Source organism: Dietzia sp. IBK-p2-15D (genome assembly GCF_057773105.1).
Genome location: NZ_JBYMTK010000003.1, coordinates 189496 through 209029 on the forward strand (window position 1 = coordinate 189496; position 19534 = coordinate 209029).

Sequence of the window (19534 nt, forward strand, 5' to 3'; positions counted from 1 at the left end):
CCACGCGTCAGAGCTGGGTTCCTCAGAGCCGGACGCCTCAGAGCTGTGCGCCTCAGAGCTGTGCGCGGAAGGTGTCGCAGGACTGCATCGAACCCTGCTCGTAACCCGTCAGGAACCACTGCCGGCGCATCTCCGATGACCCGTGGGTCCACGAGCCCGGGTCGACGCGGGCGCCGCCGGTGCGCTGGATGTGGTCGTCGCCGATCGCCTCGGCGGTCCGGATGATCGCGTCCACGTCGCTCCCGGTGAGGCTCTCCAGCAGCGGAGGGCCGCCGTCGGGCGCCGGGGTCGAGGTGGCGTAGTGGGCCCACAGCCCGGCGTAGCAGTCGGCCTGGAGTTCGACCCGGACCGCACCCGAGGAGGGGCCCTGCGGGTCCTGCTGCGACCGGCGGATGTCACCGAGCATGGTCTGCAGGTGGTGGCCGAACTCGTGGGCGACGACGTACATCTGCGCCGCGCCGGAGGGTGGGCCACCGAGCTGGCGCACGAGGACCCGGTCGAAGAACGCGGGGTCTATGTACACGTTCTCGTCGGCCGGGCAGTAGAACGGTCCGATGTCGGAGGAGGCGCCACCGCATCCGGTGTCGACGGCACCGGTGAAGATGGTGGTGTGGGGCTGGACCCAGCGCATCCCGATCTGGTCGGGCAACTGGGTGTTCCACACGTCCTCGAGGCTCTCGGTGGTGGCGACGACGCGGCAGATGGTGTCGGTGTTGGCCTGCTGCAGGTCGCACTGGTCGATGTGGGCCTGGAACTGCTGCGCCGAGTCAGAGGTCTGTGCCCGGCCGCCGGTGGCGCCCCGGTCCGTGTCGCCGCCGTCGAGTCCGAGCTGGCCTGGGTCGACGCCGAGGAACAACGCGATGACGACGACGACGAGGCCGCCGACACCGCCACCGACCGCCATCCCCCGGCGACCCCCTCGGCCCCCGCGGCCCCCGCCGGAGACCCCGCTGGTGTCCAGTCTCCCGCCCTGTCGGAACGTCATATCGTCACCTCTCGTCCACACCGGCCGCCGGTCCACCCGGGCACGCCGCACCACCGCGGTGCTTGTCGGATCACTGTATGGGCCGTCGGGACGCGGTCGCAGCCGAGACGGGGAACGCCCGCGGGTGGACGTAGACTGTCCCTCGTCCGAACCCGGGGCCGACCGCTCATCCGGCGGTGGGTCCGTTCCGGAGTTCGCCGACCGCACACCTTTTCCCGACGAGAGGACAACCGCAGTGCTGCGCACCCATTCCGCCGGCCAGCTCCGAGCCGCCGATGCAGGGGAGACCATCACCCTGGCCGGCTGGGTCGCGCGCCGCCGGGATCACGGCGGGGTCATCTTCGTCGACCTCCGCGACGCGACCGGCGTGTGCCAGGTGGTGTTCCGTTCCGAGGAGGTCGCCGAGCGCGCACACCGCCTCCGCAACGAGTACTGCGTCGCCGTCACCGGCGTGGTGGACCGCCGCCCGGAGGGGTCGGAGAACCCGAACCTCGCCTCGGGCGAGGTTGAGATCGACGTGACCTCGTTCGAGGTGCTCGGCGAGGCCGCGGCCCTGCCGTTCCAGCTCGACGACGAGGTCGGCGAGGAGGCGCGCCTGCGTCACCGCTACCTCGACCTGCGGCGTGAGGGCCCGGGCGCCGCACTGCGCCTGCGGTCCGAGGTGAACGCCGCGGCGCGGGGCGTCATGGCCCGTCACGACTTCGTGGAGATCGAGACGCCCACGCTGACCCGCTCGACGCCCGAGGGGGCCCGCGACTTCCTCGTGCCCGCCCGCCTGCAGCCGGGGACGTTCTACGCTCTCCCGCAGTCGCCGCAGCTGTTCAAGCAGCTGCTCATGGTGGCCGGGATGGAGAAGTACTACCAGCTCGCCCGCTGCTACCGGGACGAGGATTTCCGCGCCGACCGGCAGCCGGAGTTCACGCAGCTGGACGTGGAGATGAGCTTCGTCGACCAGGACGACGTGATCGCCGTGGCCGAGGAGATCCTCACCGAGGTGTGGGCCACCGCCGGGTATCAGATCTCGACCCCCATCCCGCGGATGACCTACGACGAGGCGATGCGTCGCTACGGTTCGGACAAGCCCGACCTTCGGTTCGACATCGAACTGGTCGAGTGCACGGAGTTCTTCGCCGACACCCCGTTCCGGGTGTTCAAGGCGCCGTACGTCGGCGCGGTAGTCATGAAGGGCGGGGCGTCGCAGCCGCGTCGCCAGCTCGACGCCTGGCAGGAGTGGGCCAAGCAGCGCGGCGCCAAGGGGCTGGCCTACATCCTCGTCGGTGAGGACGGCGAGCTGGGCGGCCCCGTCGCCAAGAACCTGTCGGACTCCGAGCGCGCCGGGATCGCCGCGCACGTCGGCGCGGAGCCGGGGGACTGCATCTTCTTCGGCGCGGGAGCGGTCAAGTCCACCCGCGCTCTCCTCGGTGCGGCACGCGGTGAGATCGCCGAGAAGCTCGGACTGATCGACCCCACCAAGTGGGCGTTCACCTGGGTCGTCGACGCCCCGATGTTCGAGCCCGCGGACGACGCCACCGCCGCCGGCGATGTGGCCGTCGGTTCGGGTGCGTGGACCGCCGTGCACCACGCGTTCACCTCGCCCAAGCCCGAGCACCTCGACACGTTCGACACCGATCCGGGATCGGCGCTGGCCTACGCCTACGACATCGTGTGCAACGGCAACGAGATCGGTGGCGGGTCGATCCGTATCCACCGCAAGGACGTCCAGGAGCGGGTCTTCGGCGTCATGGGCATCTCGCAGGAGGAGGCGCAGGAGAAGTTCGGCTTCCTGCTCGACGCCTTCTCCTACGGCGCCCCGCCGCACGGTGGCATCGCCTTCGGCTGGGACCGCATCTGTGCGCTGCTGGCCGGAACCGAGTCCATCCGCGACGTCATCGCCTTCCCCAAGTCCGGCGGCGGGGTCGACCCGCTCACCGACGCTCCCGCGCCGATCACCACCCAGCAGCGCAAGGAGTCCGGCATCGACGCCAAGCCGGTCCAGCGCGGGCAGGCCGCCCAGGACGGGGCCGCAGCCGGGTAGTACCCGAGGCGGGCGGCCCCGGGCGTCTCAGAGGTGGAACGCCTCGAGCGCCGGGCGCCCGTCCATCCCGGAATGGTCGAGTCCGAACAGCCGGGCCACCGTCGGCGCCACGTCGAGGGTGCGCACGGGACGGTCGACGACCTGCCCCCGGCGGACGATCTGGTGCCCGCCGGCGATGAAGAACGGGATGCCGAGCGTGACCTCGTGTCCGTGGTTGCCGGGGATGGGGTTGGAGAACGGGGTGGGGTCGGAGAACCGCCATCCCGGATGACAGGTGGCCACGAGGTCGCCACCGCGCTCGCCCAGGTCGAGTTCGGCCGGATCGTAGAGGCGGTTGACGCCCGGGAGCGCGCCGACCACCTCACGCAGGCGCGCCAGGGTCGCCTCGCGTTCTCCGGCGGGGCCGAGGTGGGCGAAGGTGTCGGCGCCCCCGTTCTGGGCGATCCCGACGCGCCCGCGCAGCGCGGGGTCGGCGTCGATCGCGCCGGCGGCACTGATGAGGCGCAGCGGCTCCGACCAGTCCATGCCGTGATCGGCCAACACGATGAGCACCGACCGTTCCCACCGGCCGGTGGACCGCAGGAACTGCTCGAGGTCCCACAGCTTGTGGTCCGAGTTGTACACCGCCTGGTTGCGGGCCAGTCGCAGTGAGGTGCCGGACAGGTCCATGTGGCCGAAGCGGTCCATGTCGCCGAGGTTGACGAACGTCATCCGCGGGGCGTGGTCGGTGATGGTCTGCTTGAGGGCCTCGACGGTGAACCAGTCGAGCGAGTGGTCGGTGACCGGCACCAGCGGGAAGGGTGCCCACTGCACGCTCGCGCGGCCACCGAACAGGCCGTGGAGGTAGTCCTTGCTGAGCACGCTCGCGGTGGTCAGACCCGCCTCGGTCCGGATGCGGTCCAGCACGGTGGCCGCCCGCAGGTCGTCGGGCCGGTCGAGGGTCCTCTCGTCCCCGATCGCGTGGTCCCAGATGGCGTTCGCGGGCACCCCGTTGCGCGCGGGCAGCACCCCGGTGACCATGGCGGCGTGGTTGGGCAGGGTCTCGGCGATCATCACGGAGGAGGCGTCGGTGAACCGCGTCCCCTCGGAGGCCCATCGGTGCAGGGTGGGCGCCTGGGCCGGGTTGAGTTCGTCGGGCCGCATGCCGTCGGTGACGATCACGTAGACGTCGAGGTCGTCGGCCACCGGGCGCACCGGGTTCGCCCACACGGGGGCGGGGTCGGCGAGCAGGGTCACCCCGACGGCGCCGGCGGCGGCGACCATGCCGGCGCCGGCGAGCGCCTCACGACGGGTGAGTGCGGGTCCGTGGGTGGGGTTGTCGTCGCGGCACATGGGGCGGGGGTCCTGACGGTCGGGTGGTGGCTGGCGGGGCGGTGTGCCCGGCGTAGGACGTGACACACCCGACCACCAGGGAACCCGACGACAACGAGGGCTGCCCGCACTTTCGGTGATCGGACGCCGAATGTTCACCCGGGGGTCGGAATCCGGGCCCGCCGGTAGCCTGGTCGGCGTGACAGACGATGCCGGGTTGTTCGCCGCCGGGGACGCGGGCGGACACGCGCCCCTCCCGCCCGCGGCGGGGGACGTGGACCCGTCCGCACCGCTGGCCGTGCGAATGCGGCCGCGGACCCTCGACGAGGTGATCGGCCAGGAGCACCTCCTGCGGCCCAACTCCCCGCTGCGGCGGCTGGTGGAGGGGCGCGGCGGCTCCTCGCTGATCCTCTACGGTCCGCCGGGTACCGGGAAGACGACGCTCGCGAACCTCGTCGCTAGCACCTCGGGTCGGCACTTCGTGGCGCTGTCCGCGTTGAGCGCGGGGGTCAAAGACGTCCGCGCGGTCATCGACGACGCCCGCACCCGCCAGGTGCACGGTCAGCGCACGGTCCTGTTCATCGACGAGGTGCACCGGTTCTCCAAGAGCCAACAGGACGCCCTGCTCGCCGCGGTGGAGAACGGCATCGTCCTCCTGGTCGCCGCCACCACGGAGAACCCCCACTTCTCCGTGATCGCCCCGTTGCTGAGTCGATCCCTCATCGCCGAGCTCCGCGGGCTGGACGATAGTGGTGTGGCCGGCGTCCTGAGGCGCGCGGTGGCCGAGGAGCGGGGCCTGGCCGGCGAGGTCGAGCTGACGGACGAGGCGGTCGAGGACATCGTCAGACTGTCGGGGGGCGACGCCAGACGCAGCCTCACGATCCTCGAGGCGGCGGCGGGGGCAGCGGAGGACGGGGTGGTGACCCCGGAGATCGTGGAGCTGAGCCTGGACGCCGCGCCGGTGCGCTACGACCGCGACGGGGACCAGCACTACGACGTCACGAGCGCGTTCATCAAGTCCATCCGCGGGTCCGACGTGGACGCCGCCCTGCACTACCTCGCGCGGATGCTGGTCGCGGGGGAGGACCCGCGGTTCATCGCCCGGCGCCTCATGGTCCACGCCAGTGAGGACATCGGGATGGCCGACCCCACCGCGCTGCTGGCCGCGGGGGCCGCCGCCGAGATCGTGCAGAAGGTCGGACTGCCGGAGTGCAGGTTGGCGCTGGCGCAGGCCACCATCCACCTCGCCACGGCCCCCAAATCCAAGGCGGTCATCGCCGCGATCGACGCCGCGATGGCCGACGTCCGCGCGGGCGGGGTGGGCGAGGTGCCCAAGCATCTGCGGGACGGCCACTACGCCGGGGCGAAGGGCCTCGGCAACGGGGTGGGCTACCGCTACGCCCACAACGCGCCCGCCGGGGTCGTGGCGCAGCAGTACCCGCCCGACGAGCTGGTGGGGCGTGACTACTACGAGCCGAGCCCGCACGGGCACGAGCGTGAGCTGAGTGCGCGGGTGGACAAGCTCCGGAAGATCATACGAACAGAGACGTAGCCAGTTCTTGAGGAATATGTGAGTATCGTTATCAAGTGCTTGACCAGGCACTGTGACCACGCCGCTCACCCTGGAGGAACACCGCCGCCAACTTCGGCATCGTCCTGCCCCCGATGCCGCGCTGAGCTCCCATCAGGCAGGGCCCGCCCTGCACCGGGCGCCCATCCGCCGGTTCGGCCGGGTGGGCGCCCGCAGGCGGTCCCGGGGCCGCCCACCTCGTCGTCGTCAGGTCCGCCCCGGCCCACCTCGTTCCCGGTCTCGCCCGGGCGCGGCGGTAGGCTGGGACCTCGCCCGAGACCACCAGTAGACGACCAGTGAGGCCCCCAGTGCAGACCCATGAGATCCGGCGCCGCTTCCTCGAGCACTTCGTCAGGGCCGGCCACGCCGAGGTCCCCAGTGCGTCTCTGGTGTTGGACGATCCCAACCTGCTGTTCGTCAACGCCGGGATGGTGCCGTTCAAGCCCTACTTCCTCGGCCAGGAAACCCCGCCGTACGCCACCGCGACCTCCATCCAGAAGTGCGTGCGCACCCTCGACATCGAGGAGGTGGGCATCACCACCCGCCACAACACCTTCTTCCAGATGGCCGGGAACTTCTCCTTCGGCGACTACTTCAAGGAAGGCGCCATCCGGCACGCGTGGTCGCTGCTGACCACCCCTGTCGACGCCGGCGGGTTCGGGATCGACCCCGCGCTGCTGTGGGTCACCGTCTACCTCGACGACGACGAGGCCCACGGCATCTGGCGGGACGTGATCGGGGTGCCCGAGGAGCGCATCCAGCGCCGCGGCATGGCGGACAACTACTGGTCCATGGGCGTGCCCGGTCCGTGCGGACCGTGCTCGGAGATCTTCTACGACCGTGGGCCCGCCTACGGGGTGGACGGCGGGCCCGAGGCCGACGAGGACCGCTACATCGAGATCTGGAACCTCGTGTTCATGCAGAACGAGCGAGGGGAGGGCACCGGCAAGGACGCCTTCGAGATCCTCGGCCCGCTGCCCAAGCAGAACATCGACACCGGCATGGGCGTCGAGCGCGTCGCGTTCCTGCTCCAGGGCGTGGAGAACGTCTACGAGACGGACCTGCTGCGCCCGGTCATCGAGACCGCCGAGCGACTGTCCGGCGCGAAGTACGGTGCGGACGGCGCCGCCGACGTGCGGTTCCGGGTCATCGCCGACCACGCCCGCACCGCCTACATGCTCATCTCCGACGGCGTGACCCCCGGCAACGAGGGCCGCGGGTACATCCTGCGCCGTCTACTGCGTCGCATCGTCCGCTCCGTGCGACTGCTCGGGGCGACCGGCGAGACGATGGCCGAGTTCATGGCCACCGTCCGCGACGCGATCGGCCCGTCCTTCCCCGAGACCGTCTCCGGGTACGACCGGATCGAGCGGATCGCGGTGGCCGAGGAGGTCGCGTTCCTCAAGACCCTCGAGTCCGGGACGCAACTGTTCGAGCGCGCCGCCTCCGACGCCCGGTCGTCGGGCGCCGCGGTGCTCACCGGCCGCCAGGCGTTCGCCCTGCACGACACGCACGGCTTCCCGATCGACCTCACCCTCGAGATGGCGTCCGAGGCCGGGCTGCAGGTGGACGAGGAGGGCTTCCGTTCCCTCATGTCCGAGCAGCGCGCCCGCGCCAAGGCCGATTCCCGGGCCAAGAAGCACGCCCACGCCGACCTGTCCGTCTACCGTGACTTCCTCGACGCTGGCGAGACCGTCTTCACCGGCTTCACCGACCTGACCGACGAGTCGCGGCTGCTGGGCATCGTCTCCGGCGGCGAGGCCGTCCACGTCGCCCGCGAGGGGGACGCGGTGGAATTCCTGCTCGACCGCACCCCGTTCTACGCCGAGTCCGGCGGACAGCTGGGCGACCGCGGCATGATCTCCACCGCCGGCTTCCAGATGCGGGTCGACGACGTCCAGAAGATCGGCAAGAAGCTCTGGGTGCACAAGGGCGTCCTCACCGGCGGCGAGGCCGAGGCCGGTCAGCTCGTCACCTCCGCCGTCGACCCCGAGTGGCGCAAGGGCGCCACCCAGGGCCACTCCGCCACCCACCTCGTCCACGCCGCACTGCGGCAGATCCTCGGCCCGGAGGCCGTCCAGGCAGGCTCGCTCAACAAGCCCGGCTACATGCGGTTCGACTTCAACTGGTCCGGCTCGATCCCCTCCGACGTCCTGGCGCAGGTCGAGGAGGTCACCAACACCGCCGTCGACGCCGACTATGGGGTCAACACCGTGGAGACCACCCTCGAGGAGGCCAAGCGCATGGGCGCCATGGCCCTGTTCGGCGAGAACTACGGCTCCCGGGTCCGCGTGGTGGAGATCGGCGGCCCCTTCTCCATGGAACTGTGCGGCGGGACCCACGTGTCCAGCTCCGCACAGATCGGGCCCGTCAGCCTGCTGGGGGAGGCGTCCGTCGGCTCCGGGATCCGGCGCGTCGAGGCCTACGTGGGCATGGACGCCTATCGCCACCAGGCCCGCGAGCGGGCGCTCGTGTCCGGGCTGGCCGCCTCGCTCAAGGCGCCCACCGACGAGCTGCCCGATCGCGTCGCCGCCCTCACCGCCAAACTGCGTGAGGCCGAGAAGGCGCTCGAATCCCTGCGGGCCTCCCAGCTCGCGGCCCAGGCCGGCGACCTGCTGAACTCGGCCGAGGACCTCGGCGGCATCCGGTTCCTCGCACACAGCACCCCCGGCGGCGCCGCGGGAGACCTGCGCGCCCTCGCCTCCGATCTCAAGGGACGGCTCGGCTCGGACGCCGGGGTCGTGTTCCTCACCGCCCCGGCGCAGGACAAGGTCCCGTTCGTCATCGCCGTCAGCCCCGCCGCGCAGGATCGCGGACTCAGGGCCGGCGACCTCGTCAAGGCCATCGCGCCCGCGCTCGGTGCCCGCGGCGGCGGCAAGCCGGACATGGCGCAGGGTGCCGGGTCCGACCCGGCCGGGATCGACACCGCGGTGTCCGCGCTGCGCGACGCCGTCCGGGACGCCGGATGACCGACGCCCCGGGCGCCGCGGCCGGGCCAGCCGGGCCAGCCGGGCCAGCCGGGCCCGCCACGTCCGGCGGCGGCTGGACCCGCGGGCGCCGACTCGGACTGGACGTGGGCACCGCCCGCATCGGTGTGGCCTCCTGTGACCCCGACGGGATCCTCGCCACCCCGGTCGAGACCATCCGGGTCACGGACGGCGACCCCGGGTGGGCCACCGAACTCCGGCGTCTCGCCGAGCTCGTCGAGGAGTACGACGCCGTGGGGGTGGTGGTCGGGCTGCCCACCTCGCTCAAGGGCCGGGAGACCGCGTCCACCGCGATGGCCCGCTCGTTCGCCACCGCCCTGACGGCCGGGGCGCCGGACCTGCCCGTGGACCTCGTCGACGAGAGGCTGACGACGGTGACCGCGAGTTCGGCACTGCACGGCGCCGGCCGCAACACGCGGAAACAGCGCGACGTGATCGACCAGGCGGCCGCCGTGGTCCTGCTCCAGGCCTGGATCGACTCGCGGCACGCCCGCCGATGAGCGACCCCTCGGCCTGCCCGCCTGGATAAACTGGCCGACGAGCACGATGCTGTCCGCGGGACAGCTCCCCTGACACCATGACCGAGGAGCACGATGTCTGCGGCACGAGGACGCTCACGTACGGGAGCCACCACGAGGTTCATCCTCCTGGCGGCCGTGATCGGGGTGGTCCTCGCCTTCGGCGTGATGGTCTACCGCAACCAGAACACCGAGGTCGCGGCGGCGCCGGACTTCGACGGGCAGGGCAACGGGAACGCGCTGCTGCACGTGGAGCCGGGGGACACCCTGGGGGTCGTCGGGGACCGCCTCTACGACATCGGCACCGTGGCCAGTACCCGCGCCTTCACCGGAGCGGCGGCGGGGACGCCCGTCGAGGGCATCCAGCCCGGCTACTACCAGGTGCGGCAGGAGATGAGCGCCGCCGCCGCGGTGGACGCGCTGGCGGACCCGCAGAACCGCGTCGGGTTCGTCGAGGTCAAGCCGGGCGGCCGGCTGCTCGACACGGTCGTGGTCGGCGGTGGCAGGGAGAAGGGCATCTACACCCTGATCGCCGACGCCACGTGCCTCCGCGATCTGGACGAGCCCGAGGCCGCCCCGATGTGCCGGCAGCCCCAGGAGATCGTCGACGCGGCCGTGCAGGCCGACCCGGCGGAGCTCGCGGTCCCCGACTGGGCCATCAACGAGGTCCGGGGCGCCCCGGACCCGGTCCGTCGCCTCGAGGGGTTGATCGCCCCGGGGGTCCACAACATCAACCCGCAGTCCGAGCCCGTCGAGATCCTGCGTCAGCTCATCGACGCCTCGACCGCCTCCTACGACGAGACCGGACTCGTCCCGGCCGCCGACCGTATCGGTCTCACCCCCTACGAGGTGGTCACCGCCGCGTCGCTGGTGGAGAAGGAGGGCAAGCTCCAGGACTTCGACAAGGTCGCGCGGGTCATCCTCAACCGCCTCGCCGAGCCCATGCGTCTCCAGTTCGACTCCACGGTCAACTACGCTCTCGCCGACCAGGAGATCGCCACCACCGACGCCGACCGGGCCGAGGTGACCCCGTGGAACACCTACGCGATGGACGGACTGCCCTACGGGCCGATCGGTTCACCGGGTCTCGACGCACTGCGCGCGATGGAGAACCCTGCCGACGGGCAGTGGAAGTACTTCGTCACGGTCGACATGGAGGGCACCACCAGATTCGCGGACGAATACCCGGAGCACGAGCGCTATCAGAGCGAGGCCATCGCCAACGGAGTCCTCGCCAGTGGTCGCTGATCCCACGGGCGCACCGCGCTCGGCGGCCGTCCTGGGGCGCCCGGTGGACCACTCGCTGTCCCCGGTCCTGCACGGTGCCGCGTACCGGGCGCTCGGCCTCGACGACTGGACCTACGAGCGCATCGACTGCGACGCCGAACGACTGCCGTCTGTGGTCGACTCGTCGCCCGCCGACCGCATCGGTTACTCGGTCACGATGCCCGGCAAGTTCGCCGCGCTCGCCCACGCCGACGAGGTGAGTGAACGCGCCCGCATCGTCGGCAGCGCCAACACGCTCGTCCGGCGGGCGGGCGGCTGGTTCGCCGACTGCACGGACGTCGACGGTGTGACCGGGGCGCTCGCCGCCTTCGGGGACCTGCCCCCGGCGCCCACCGCGGTCGTCCTCGGCGTCGGCGGGACCGCCCGCCCCGTCCTGGCGGGCCTCGCCGAGGCCGGCGCCACCCGCGTGGTCCTGGCCTCCAGGCGCGACAACGCCGGTCCCGCCGCGGAGTGCGGCCGGACCCTCGGACTCGACATCCACACCGTCCTGCTGACCGACCCCACGCTGCCCGGGAAGATCACGCGGGCCGATGTTCTGATCAACACCGTCCCCGAACCCGGCGTGCGGGAGCTCACGGACCTGGTCGCCGGCGCCCGACGGGTGTTCGACGTCCTCTACGACCCCTGGCCCACCGCGGCCGGCGCAGCAGCCCTGGCCGCGGGCATCCCCGTGGTCGGTGGCGACGTGATGCTGCTCCACCAGGCCTTCGGTCAGGTGGAGCTGTTCACCGGGCACCCGGCGCCGCGCGGGGAGATGGCCGCCGCGCTGTCGCAGGCACTCGGTCGCTGACCGCGCGGACACGGGGACGGCCACCGTGCCGGAGCCGCACGGCCGGATGGTCGGTCAGATGCCCGAGGGCGCCGTGGCGCGACGGGGGACGATCGTCTCGAAGTCGGCAGGGTCCGCGGTCCGGGTGCGGCGCTGGTACTCGTGCACCAGTCCCGGCCAGTTCGTCGTGATCCGACCTGAGTCCGCCTTGTACCAGGAGTCGCAGCCGCTCCACACCGATGCACCGAGTCGGCGCATGATCTCGTCGTCGTAGGCCTCGTGCACCTCGCGACGGACGTCCACGGCCACCGTCCGATCCGCCCGAGCCAGTTCCTCGACCACCTGGCGGACGTACCGGGCCTGCTGTTCGATCATGAGGATGATCGAGCTGCTCCCGAGATTGGTGTTGGGCCCGTAGATCACGAACATGTTGGGGAAGCCCGGCACGGCCATCCCGAGATACGCGCGCGCACCCTCTCGCCACTGCTCGTGCAGGTCCTGACCGCCGCGGCCACGTACGGTGATCGGTGCCAGGAAGTCGGTGGCCTTGAAACCCGTGCCGTACACCACGACATCGACAGGTCGCACCCGTCCGTCCGCGGTGACGATCCCCTCGGGGACGACCTCGGCGACGGTGTCGGTCACCACGTCGACGTTCGGCTTGGCGAGTGCGGGGTACCAGTGGTTGCTGAACAGCATCCGCTTGCACCCGATCGGTTCCGTCGGGGTGAGGGCCTCGCGCAGCCGGGGGTCGCGGACGGTGAGCCGCAGGTTGGCGCGGGCGAGCCCGCTGAGGATCCTGGCGAGCGGCCGCGCGGAGGTCAGTGCCAGGCCGATGAGCTCCGTCGTCTCCCAGATGGTGCCGCGCATCGCGGTCATGAGGCCGGGGACTCGGTCGAACGCCGCCCGGTGGGCGTCCGTGTAGGCGCGGTCCGGTTTGGGCACCACCCACGGCGCGGAGCGTTGGTAGACGGTCACGTGCGCGGCCACCTCGCGGATACGGGGGACGAACTGGATGGCCGAGGCCCCGGTGCCGAGGACAGCGACCCGCTTATCGGTCAGATCGACGTCGTGCCGCCACTCGGCCGAGTGGAACGACGGGCCGGCGAACGTCTCCGACCCGGGGATGTCCGGATAGGCCGGACGGGACAGCTGACCCACCGCGGGCACGAGCACCTCGGCCTCGAACGACTCGCCCGAGGCGGTGTGTACCGTCCACGTGGCGCTGTCGTCGTCGAACTCCGCGGAGGTCACCTCGATGCCGGTCCGCACGAGTTCGCGCAGGCCGTGCCTGTCAGCGGTCTCCCGGATGTAGGACAGGATGTCGGGTTGCTCGGCGTAGCGACGGCCCCAGTCCGTCCTGCGGTGGAAGGAGTACGAGTAGAGGTTCGACGGGACGTCGCAGGCCGCTCCGGGGTAGGTGTTGTCCCGCCACACCCCTCCGACGTCGTCGGCCTTCTCCAGGATCGTCACCTCGGCCAGGCCGTCACGGGTGAGCTCGTAGGCGGCGCCGAGGCCACCGAATCCGGCTCCGATGATGATCACGCGCGGTCGTCGACGCCGGGTCCCGGGGGAGGAGGAAGAGGTCATGTCGTGACGGTAGTGCCCCGGCCCCGCGTGGCCGCAGACATTCACGGACGAATAATCCATAATTCCGGACATGACCACCTGGGACGACCCCGCGGTCCCACACTGGGACTTCCCCCGCTCGGCCATCGGGATCGGCGTGCTCGTCGAGGCCGGGGAGCGGCTCGGCGTGGAGGCCGGCCGGGTCCTGCAGGGGATCGCGCTCTCCCCGGCCGACCTCGCCACCCCCGATCTACTCGTGACGCCGGACCAGGAACTGACCGCGATCCGCAACCTCCGCGCCGCCGCGGGCGCCCGGCCCGCCCTCGCCGCCGAGGTGGGCTCCACCTACCGGTTGACCACCTTCGGGATCTTCGGATACGCCCTGCTGTCGAGCCCGACGCTCCGCGACGTGATCGCCGTGACGCTCCGCTTCATCGACTTGAGCTACATCTTCAGCACGATCGGTGTGGAGTCGACGGGGGACAGGATCGTCGTGCGTCTGGAGGACACCGCGCTCCCGGACGACGTCCGCGAGTTCCTCGTGGACCGCGACCTGTTCGCGATCCACTCCGTCCTCGGCGAGCTCGTCCCCGGGGGTGTCCCGTTCACCGGGATCACCTTCGGTGGGGGGCGGTCATCCGGGACCCTGACCGCATACGGGGCACGGCTCGGACTGCCGCCGTCGGAGTCCGACGACGGCACCGGCGTCACGATGGTCTTCGACGCCGCGCGCCTCGACGAACCGCTCCCGCAGGGGAGTCCGGCGGCGGTGACGGTGGCCGAGGCCATGTGCCGCGACCTGGCCGCCACCCGTCGGACCCGGGGGCCGGTGAGCAGCCGGGTCCGCGTCGAGATCGCCGGTCGTCTCACGCAGGGTGCCTCCATGTCGTCGGTGGCCGCCGGACTGGGGGTCAGTCCCCGGACCCTGCGCAGGCATCTGTCGGACGAGGGCACATCGTTCCAGCGCCTTCTCGACGACGTCCGGCTGGAACTGGCCAGGCGGATGCTGGCGACCGGTCTGCTGTCGGTGGAGGACGTCGCGTTGCGTCTGGGGTATGCCGAGGCCTCGAGCTTCATCCACGCGTTCCGGCGTCTCACCGGTGACACCCCGCACCAGACCGTCGTCGCCTCGCGGGCACGGCGGTCCGCAACGACCCGGGCCTGATGTGCCGGGCCGTACCCCGACGTGGGATGATCGGCGACGTGCTGAAGTGGACCACCGCCGGAGAATCGCATGGCCAGGCCCTCGTGACGATCGTCGAGGGCGTCATCGCGGGTGTCGAGGTGACGAGCGACGAGATCGCCGCACAGCTCGCCCGCCGCCGCCTGGGCTACGGCCGCGGTGCGCGGATGAAGTTCGAGGCGGACGCCGTCCGGGTCCTCGGCGGCGTCCGCCACGGCCGGACCATGGGATCGCCGGTGGCGATCGAGGTCGGCAACACCGAGTGGCCCAAGTGGGAACAGATCATGTCGGCGGACCCCGTCGACCCGGAGGCGATCGACGACAAGGCCCGCGCGGCCCGTCTGACCCGCCCGCGGCCCGGTCACGCCGACTTCTCCGGGATGCTCAAGTACGACTTCGACGACGCCCGGATGGTCCTCGAGCGCGCGAGTGCCCGTGAGACGGCCGCCCGGGTCGCGGCCGGGACGGTCGCCCGTGCGGTGCTGCGGGACGTCCTCGGCGTCGAGGTCCTCTCGCACGTCATCTCCATCGGCGCGTCCGAGCCGTACGTCGGTCCCGAACCCGGGTTCGCGGACCTCGCGGCCATCGACGCCAGCCCTGTGCGGGCCTTCGACGCCGCCGCCGCGGAGTCGATGATCTCGGAGATCGAGGCCGCGAAGAAGGCCGGCGACACCCTCGGCGGCGTCGTCGAGGTGGTCGTCCACGGACTCCCGATCGGTCTCGGTTCCCACGTGTCCGGCGACGATCGTCTCGACGCACAGCTCGCCGGTGCCCTCATGGGCATCCAGGCCATCAAGGGTGTCGAGGTCGGGGACGGCTTCGAGACCGCGCGCCGCCGTGGCAGCGTCGCCCACGACGAGATGGTCCGCGGGGACGACGGCGTCGAGCGCCGCAGCAACCGCGCCGGAGGCCTGGAGGGCGGCATGACCAACGGTCAGCCCCTGCGGGTCCGGGCCGCTATGAAGCCCATCTCCACGGTGCCCCGTGCGCTGAGCACGGTGGACATGGAGGACGGGTCCGCGGCCACCGCCATCCACCAGCGCTCGGACGTCTGTGCGGTGCCGGCGGCGGGTGTCGTCGCGGAATCGATGGTCGCCCTCGTGCTGGCCCGTGCGGTCCTGCAGAAATTCGGTGGCGACTCCCTGGCGGAGACCCGCCGGAACGTCGGGGGCTACCTCGACGCGGTCGCCGAGCGGCTGGACTGGGCGACGGACGAGGCATGAGCGAGCCGGCACGGCCGGTCGCCGTGCTCGTGGGGCCACCCGGTGCCGGCAAGACGACCATCGGCCGCAAGCTCGCCCGGCGCCTCGACGTGCCGTTCCGGGACGCCGACCACCTCATCGAGGAGGCCGAGGGCCGGTCCATCCCCGAGATCTTCGCGGCCGACGGCGAACCGCACTTCCGTGAGATCGAAGAGCGGATCATCGGTGACGCGCTCACGTCGTTCGACGGGGTCCTGTCCCTGGGGGGCGGGGCGGTCCTGTCGGCGGTGACCCGGCGACGCCTGCGGGGCCACCGGGTCGTCCACCTGACGATCGGGGTGGCCGAGGGGGTGCGCCGGTCCCAGGGCCCGGGTCGCCCACTGTTGGCCGGCGGCGACGTCACGGCCCGGTACCAGGCACTGTTGACCGAACGCTCGCCGCTGTACCGGGAGGTCGCCTGGACCACCGTGAGCACCGAGCGGCGCAGTTCGGGCAAGGTGGTGACGGACATCGTCGACAGGCTCGACTCCGGCGACCCGCACCTGCGGGGCGGCGTTCGGAGATGAGTGACGACCAGACGCGTAGCGACACGAGCGATGAGCGGGAGCAGCAGATGAACCAGGACGAGAACACCACCGAGCCCGTCATCGTGGAGGTACGCGCCGCGGACCCGTACCCCGTGGTCATCGGCCGGGGCCTGCTCCCGGAGATCCTCGAGGCGTGTTCGTCCTCGCGAACCGTGGCGATCTTCTACCAACCGCCGCTGGCCCAGACCGCCGAGGCGCTCCGCGAGAAGCTCGCCGACGCCGGAATCGACGCGCACCGGATCGAGATCCCGGACGCGGAGGCCGGCAAGGACCTCGCCGTCGCCGGGTACTGCTGGGACGTCCTCGGCCAGATCGGCTTGAACCGCAAGGACACCGTCGTGAGCCTCGGCGGAGGGGCGGCCACCGACCTCGCGGGTTTCGTCGCCGCCACCTGGATGCGTGGCGTCCGGGTCGTGCACATCCCCACCACCCTGCTGGCGATGGTCGACGCCGCGGTCGGCGGTAAGACCGGTATCAACACCGATGCCGGGAAGAACCTCGTGGGCAGCTTCCACGAGCCGGCCGCCGTGTTCGTCGACACCGCGACGCTCGAGACCGTCCCACACAACGAGTTGGTCTCCGGCATGGCCGAGGTGGTCAAGTGCGGTTTCATCGCCGACCCGGAGATCCTCGACCTCATCGAGGCAGATCCGGCGGCGGCCCTCGACCCGGGCGGCGACACGATCGTCGAACTGATCCGCCGCAGCGTGCAGGTCAAGGCCGACGTGGTCGGCCAGGACCTCAAGGAGTCGGGTCTGCGGGAGATCCTCAACTACGGTCACACGCTGGGCCACGCCGTCGAGCGTCGCGAGCAGTACCGGTGGCGCCACGGCGCGGCGATCAGCGTGGGGATGTGCTTCGTCGCCGAGCTCGCCAGGCTGGCGGGCCGACTGGACGACGCGACCGCCGACCGCCACGTCTCGGTCCTCGCGTCCCTCGGACTTCCCACCGGGTACGACGAGGACGCCTTCCCCCGGTTGCTCGAGCTGATGGCGGGCGACAAGAAGAACCACTCGGGCTTCCTGCGTCTGGTCGTGCTGGACGGGCTGGCCCGCCCGGCGCGCATGGAGGCCCCCGACCCGTCGCTGATGACGGCGGCGTACGCCACCATCTCGGAGGGCCGCAAGCCCAGCGGTGGAGGGATCCTGCTGTGATCGAGCGACTCGCCCCGCGTCGCCGCGCCGTCGCCGCCGCTCTCGCCGACATCGGTGCCGACGCCCTGCTGGTGACCGATCCACGGAACATCGCCTACCTGACCGGGTTCTCCGGGTCGGGTGGGGCCGTCCTGGTGGAGGACGACGGCGAGGCGGTCCTCTGCACGGATTCCCGCTACGAACTCCAGGTCGTCGAGCAGGCCCCGGACGTGGGCCACGTGATCTCGCGCGAGTACGTCGCCGGCGTCCTCGGTCGTCGCCGCGGACCCGCCGACGCCCCGCTCGCCGTCGAGGCCGATCAGCTGACCCTGTCCGCGGCCGCCGGCCTGCGCCGTGCGCTCGCGGCGACCGGGGGAGCGGACGCCCGGATGGTGGAGACCAGCGGCCTGGTGGAGACGGTGCGCCGCGCCAAGGATCCCGACGAGCTCGCCCTCATCGCCAGGGCGTGCACGGTGGTCGACGAGGCGTGGACCCACGTGCTGGGCAGCGACCTGGTGGCGGCCGGTCGGACCGAACGAGATGTCGCGGCGGACCTGGAGCACGCGATGCGGCGGGCCGGATCGGACGGCGTGGCGTTCGAGACGATCGTGGCCTCCGGACCCAACGGGGCGCACCCGCACCACGTTCCCGGGGACCGGGTCCTGGCCGAGGGCGACCTGGTGGTGGTGGACTTCGGAGCCACGGTCTCGGGGTACGCGTCCGACTGCACACGCACGGTCGCGTTGGGAACCGCACCGGACCGTCTGCTGGAGGCCTATGAGGTCGTCCGCCGGGCCCAGATCGCGGGGGTCGAGGCCGTCCGCGCCGGCGTCCCGTGCGCCGAGCTCGACGCCGTCAGCCGCGACATCATCACCGACGCCGGGTTCGGCGACCACTTCGGCCATTCGCTGGGGCACGGGGTGGGGTTGGACGTGCACGAAGCGCCCGCGGTGTCGACCCGGTCCACGAGTACACTGTCCGACGGCGATGTGATCACCATCGAGCCGGGGATCTATCTCCCGGGCCTCGGCGGGATCCGAATCGAGGACACCGTGGCCGTCACCGGCGGTGGCGGACGGTCCCTGACCACCACGTCGAAGGCCCTCAGGGTGCTCTGAGGATCCGACCCACGACCATGCGCGCGGCGCCGCCCCCGGCTGCGGCGCGGACGACTTCCCGAAGGAGTACCGACTATGGCGTCCACCGCCGATTTCAAGAACGGCCTCGTCCTCAAGGAGGAGGGCCAGCTCTGGCAGATCACCGAGTTCCAGCACGTCAAGCCCGGCAAGGGTCCGGCGTTCGTGCGGACCAAGATGAAGAACGTGGTCAGCGGCAAGACCATCGACAAGACGTTCAGTGCCGGCGTCAAGGTGGAGACCGCGACCGTCGACCGGCGCGACATGACCTTCCTCTACCGCGACGGCGAGGACTACGTCCTCATGGACGAGAAGGACTTCGAGCAGATCAACGTCACGCCGACCGTGATGGGCGACGGTGCCCGCTTCCTGCTCGAGAACACCTCGGTCCAGGTCTCCATCCACGAGGGTGTTCCGCTGTTCGCCGAGATGCCGGTCGCCGTCGACCTGCTGGTCCAGCACACCGACCCGGGCCTGCAGGGCGACCGTTCGACCGGTGGCACCAAGCCGGCGACCCTCGAGACGGGTGCCGAGGTCCAGGTGCCGCTGTTCATCAACACCGGTGACAAGCTGCGCATCGACACCCGTGACGGCCGCTACCTCAGCCGGGTGAACGACTGATCATGTCGGAAGACGTCGACCACCGCCGTCGCGGATCACGCTACCGGGCGCGCAAGCGCGCGGTCTCGTTGCTGTTCGAGGCGGAGCTACGTGACGCGGACGTGGTGGGGCTCGCCGAGGAACGTCGGCAGATGGGCGAGGACTCCCAGGAGTTCCACGACGTCGCGCCCTACACGATGGAGATCGTCACCGGCGTCGCCGAGCGGCTCGACCGCCTCGACTCCACCATCACCGAGCACCTGAGGGAGTGGACGCTGGAGCGGCTGCCCGCCGTCGACCGCGCGGTCCTGCGCGCCGGTGCGTGGGAACTGCTCTTCGGCCCGGACGAGGTGGACGCCGCCGTCGTGATCGACCAGGCGGTCCTGCTGGTGTCCGACCTGTCCGCGGAGAAGTCGGTTCCGTACGTCAACGCGGTCCTCGACCGCGTGGCCGGCCTGGCCCAGCACATCAGAGCCGCCGAGCGGGCCGTGTCGGGCCTGGACACCCCGCCCGCCGACGCTGCCTCCGAGGCCGCCGACGACGTGCCGGGAGACGTGTCGGAGGCCACGTCCGCCGATCCCGGAACGGCCACCGGGGACTGATAGAGTTCAGGACCGAAAGCTATCCCTTTAACGAGCCGTCCAGCGAGGCGGACAAGGAGG

At 71.4% G+C, this 19534-nt stretch carries 16 protein-coding genes; 13 read left to right on the forward strand and 3 right to left on the reverse strand.

Annotated elements, in window-relative coordinates:
* Window positions 1–52: 52 nt before the first annotated feature.
* Window positions 53–985: a KPN_02809 family neutral zinc metallopeptidase gene (gene ypfJ / locus AC3DEV_RS06160; protein WP_488371578.1), complete on the reverse strand. Its 933-nt coding sequence runs from the start codon at window positions 983–985 to the stop codon at window positions 53–55.
* 235 nt (window positions 986–1220) lie between these two features.
* Here ypfJ and aspS point away from each other — a divergent pair, with 235 nt between their 5' ends.
* Window positions 1221–3020 (forward strand): aspartate--tRNA ligase, encoded by a 1800-nt coding sequence (aspS, locus tag AC3DEV_RS06165; RefSeq protein WP_488371579.1) that lies wholly within the window; start codon window positions 1221–1223, stop codon window positions 3018–3020.
* A gap of 27 nt (window positions 3021–3047) precedes the next feature.
* On the opposite strand, the gene AC3DEV_RS06170 is transcribed toward aspS, so the two are convergent.
* Window positions 3048–4352 (reverse strand): alkaline phosphatase family protein, encoded by a 1305-nt coding sequence (locus AC3DEV_RS06170; protein ID WP_488371580.1) that lies wholly within the window; start codon window positions 4350–4352, stop codon window positions 3048–3050.
* A 130-nt stretch (window positions 4353–4482) separates the two neighbouring features.
* On the opposite strand from AC3DEV_RS06170, the gene AC3DEV_RS06175 reads away from it, so the two are divergent.
* From AC3DEV_RS06175 to AC3DEV_RS06195, 5 genes are all read left to right on the forward strand, one after another.
* The gene (locus tag AC3DEV_RS06175) at window positions 4483–5883 is read left to right on the forward strand and encodes a replication-associated recombination protein A (protein WP_488371582.1); all 1401 of its coding nucleotides are present in this window, start codon (window positions 4483–4485) and stop codon (window positions 5881–5883) included.
* A 326-nt stretch (window positions 5884–6209) separates the two neighbouring features.
* A complete protein-coding gene (gene alaS / locus AC3DEV_RS06180; RefSeq protein WP_488371583.1) occupies window positions 6210–8870 on the forward strand; it encodes an alanine--tRNA ligase in 2661 nt (886 codons plus the stop codon).
* Window positions 8867–9388: a Holliday junction resolvase RuvX gene (gene ruvX / locus AC3DEV_RS06185; protein ID WP_488371584.1), complete on the forward strand. Its 522-nt coding sequence runs from the start codon at window positions 8867–8869 to the stop codon at window positions 9386–9388. The genes alaS and ruvX overlap by 4 nt, the downstream gene beginning before the upstream one ends.
* Window positions 9389–9481: 93 nt before the next feature.
* Window positions 9482–10654, forward strand: a complete 1173-nt coding sequence (locus AC3DEV_RS06190) for an endolytic transglycosylase MltG (protein ID WP_132061322.1) — start codon at window positions 9482–9484, stop codon at window positions 10652–10654.
* A complete protein-coding gene (locus AC3DEV_RS06195) occupies window positions 10644–11483 on the forward strand; it encodes a shikimate dehydrogenase (protein WP_488371585.1) in 840 nt (279 codons plus the stop codon). The genes AC3DEV_RS06190 and AC3DEV_RS06195 overlap by 11 nt, the downstream gene beginning before the upstream one ends.
* 54 nt (window positions 11484–11537) lie before the next feature.
* Here AC3DEV_RS06195 and AC3DEV_RS06200 read toward each other — a convergent pair whose 3' ends face one another.
* Window positions 11538–13052, reverse strand: a complete 1515-nt coding sequence (locus AC3DEV_RS06200; RefSeq protein ID WP_488371586.1) for a flavin-containing monooxygenase — start codon at window positions 13050–13052, stop codon at window positions 11538–11540.
* 70 nt (window positions 13053–13122) lie between these two features.
* Here AC3DEV_RS06200 and AC3DEV_RS06205 point away from each other — a divergent pair, with 70 nt between their 5' ends.
* From AC3DEV_RS06205 to nusB, 7 genes are all read left to right on the forward strand, one after another.
* Window positions 13123–14196, forward strand: a complete 1074-nt coding sequence (locus tag AC3DEV_RS06205; protein WP_488371587.1) for an AraC family transcriptional regulator — start codon at window positions 13123–13125, stop codon at window positions 14194–14196.
* Between the two features lie 26 nt (window positions 14197–14222).
* Window positions 14223–15437 carry a chorismate synthase gene (gene aroC / locus AC3DEV_RS06210; protein WP_488371588.1) on the forward strand — a complete coding sequence of 405 codons (1215 nt, stop codon included), beginning with the start codon at window positions 14223–14225 and terminating at the stop codon, window positions 15435–15437.
* A complete protein-coding gene (locus tag AC3DEV_RS06215) occupies window positions 15434–15982 on the forward strand; it encodes a shikimate kinase (RefSeq protein WP_488371589.1) in 549 nt (182 codons plus the stop codon). The genes aroC and AC3DEV_RS06215 overlap by 4 nt, the downstream gene beginning before the upstream one ends.
* Before the next feature lie 47 nt (window positions 15983–16029).
* Window positions 16030–17157, forward strand: a complete 1128-nt coding sequence (gene aroB, locus AC3DEV_RS06220) for a 3-dehydroquinate synthase (RefSeq protein WP_488371693.1) — start codon at window positions 16030–16032, stop codon at window positions 17155–17157.
* Complete coding sequence (locus tag AC3DEV_RS06225; RefSeq protein WP_488371590.1) at window positions 17154–18254, forward strand: M24 family metallopeptidase; 1101 nt, start codon at window positions 17154–17156, stop codon at window positions 18252–18254. Before aroB ends, AC3DEV_RS06225 begins: the two co-directional genes overlap by 4 nt.
* Before the next feature lie 75 nt (window positions 18255–18329).
* Window positions 18330–18893, forward strand: coding sequence for an elongation factor P (gene efp / locus AC3DEV_RS06230; protein WP_067717936.1), 564 nt, complete (start codon window positions 18330–18332; stop codon window positions 18891–18893).
* Window positions 18894–18895: 2 nt separating this feature from the next.
* On the forward strand, window positions 18896–19474 hold the full coding sequence (gene nusB, locus AC3DEV_RS06235) for a transcription antitermination factor NusB (RefSeq protein ID WP_488371591.1): 579 nt from the start codon (window positions 18896–18898) through the stop codon (window positions 19472–19474).
* Window positions 19475–19534: the final 60 nt, after the last annotated feature.

Bases quoted from the DNA above. Each gene is read 5' to 3' on its own strand.
- ypfJ (WP_488371578.1), bottom strand. From the start codon at position 985: ATGACGTTCCGACAGGGCGGGAGACTGGACACCAGCGGGGTCTCCGGC.
- AC3DEV_RS06170 (WP_488371580.1), bottom strand. From the start codon at position 4,352: ATGTGCCGCGACGACAACCCCACCCACGGACCCGCACTCACCCGTCGT.
- AC3DEV_RS06175 (WP_488371582.1), top strand. From the start codon at position 4,483: ATGTTCACCCGGGGGTCGGAATCCGGGCCCGCCGGTAGCCTGGTCGGC.
- ruvX (WP_488371584.1), top strand. From the start codon at position 8,867: ATGACCGACGCCCCGGGCGCCGCGGCCGGGCCAGCCGGGCCAGCCGGG.
- AC3DEV_RS06190 (WP_132061322.1), top strand. From the start codon at position 9,482: ATGTCTGCGGCACGAGGACGCTCACGTACGGGAGCCACCACGAGGTTC.
- AC3DEV_RS06200 (WP_488371586.1), bottom strand. From the start codon at position 13,052: ATGACCTCTTCCTCCTCCCCCGGGACCCGGCGTCGACGACCGCGCGTG.
- AC3DEV_RS06205 (WP_488371587.1), top strand. From the start codon at position 13,123: ATGACCACCTGGGACGACCCCGCGGTCCCACACTGGGACTTCCCCCGC.
- aroC (WP_488371588.1), top strand. From the start codon at position 14,223: ATGATCGGCGACGTGCTGAAGTGGACCACCGCCGGAGAATCGCATGGC.
- AC3DEV_RS06215 (WP_488371589.1), top strand. From the start codon at position 15,434: ATGAGCGAGCCGGCACGGCCGGTCGCCGTGCTCGTGGGGCCACCCGGT.
- aroB (WP_488371693.1), top strand. From the start codon at position 16,030: ATGAACCAGGACGAGAACACCACCGAGCCCGTCATCGTGGAGGTACGC.
- efp (WP_067717936.1), top strand. From the start codon at position 18,330: ATGGCGTCCACCGCCGATTTCAAGAACGGCCTCGTCCTCAAGGAGGAG.
- nusB (WP_488371591.1), top strand. From the start codon at position 18,896: ATGTCGGAAGACGTCGACCACCGCCGTCGCGGATCACGCTACCGGGCG.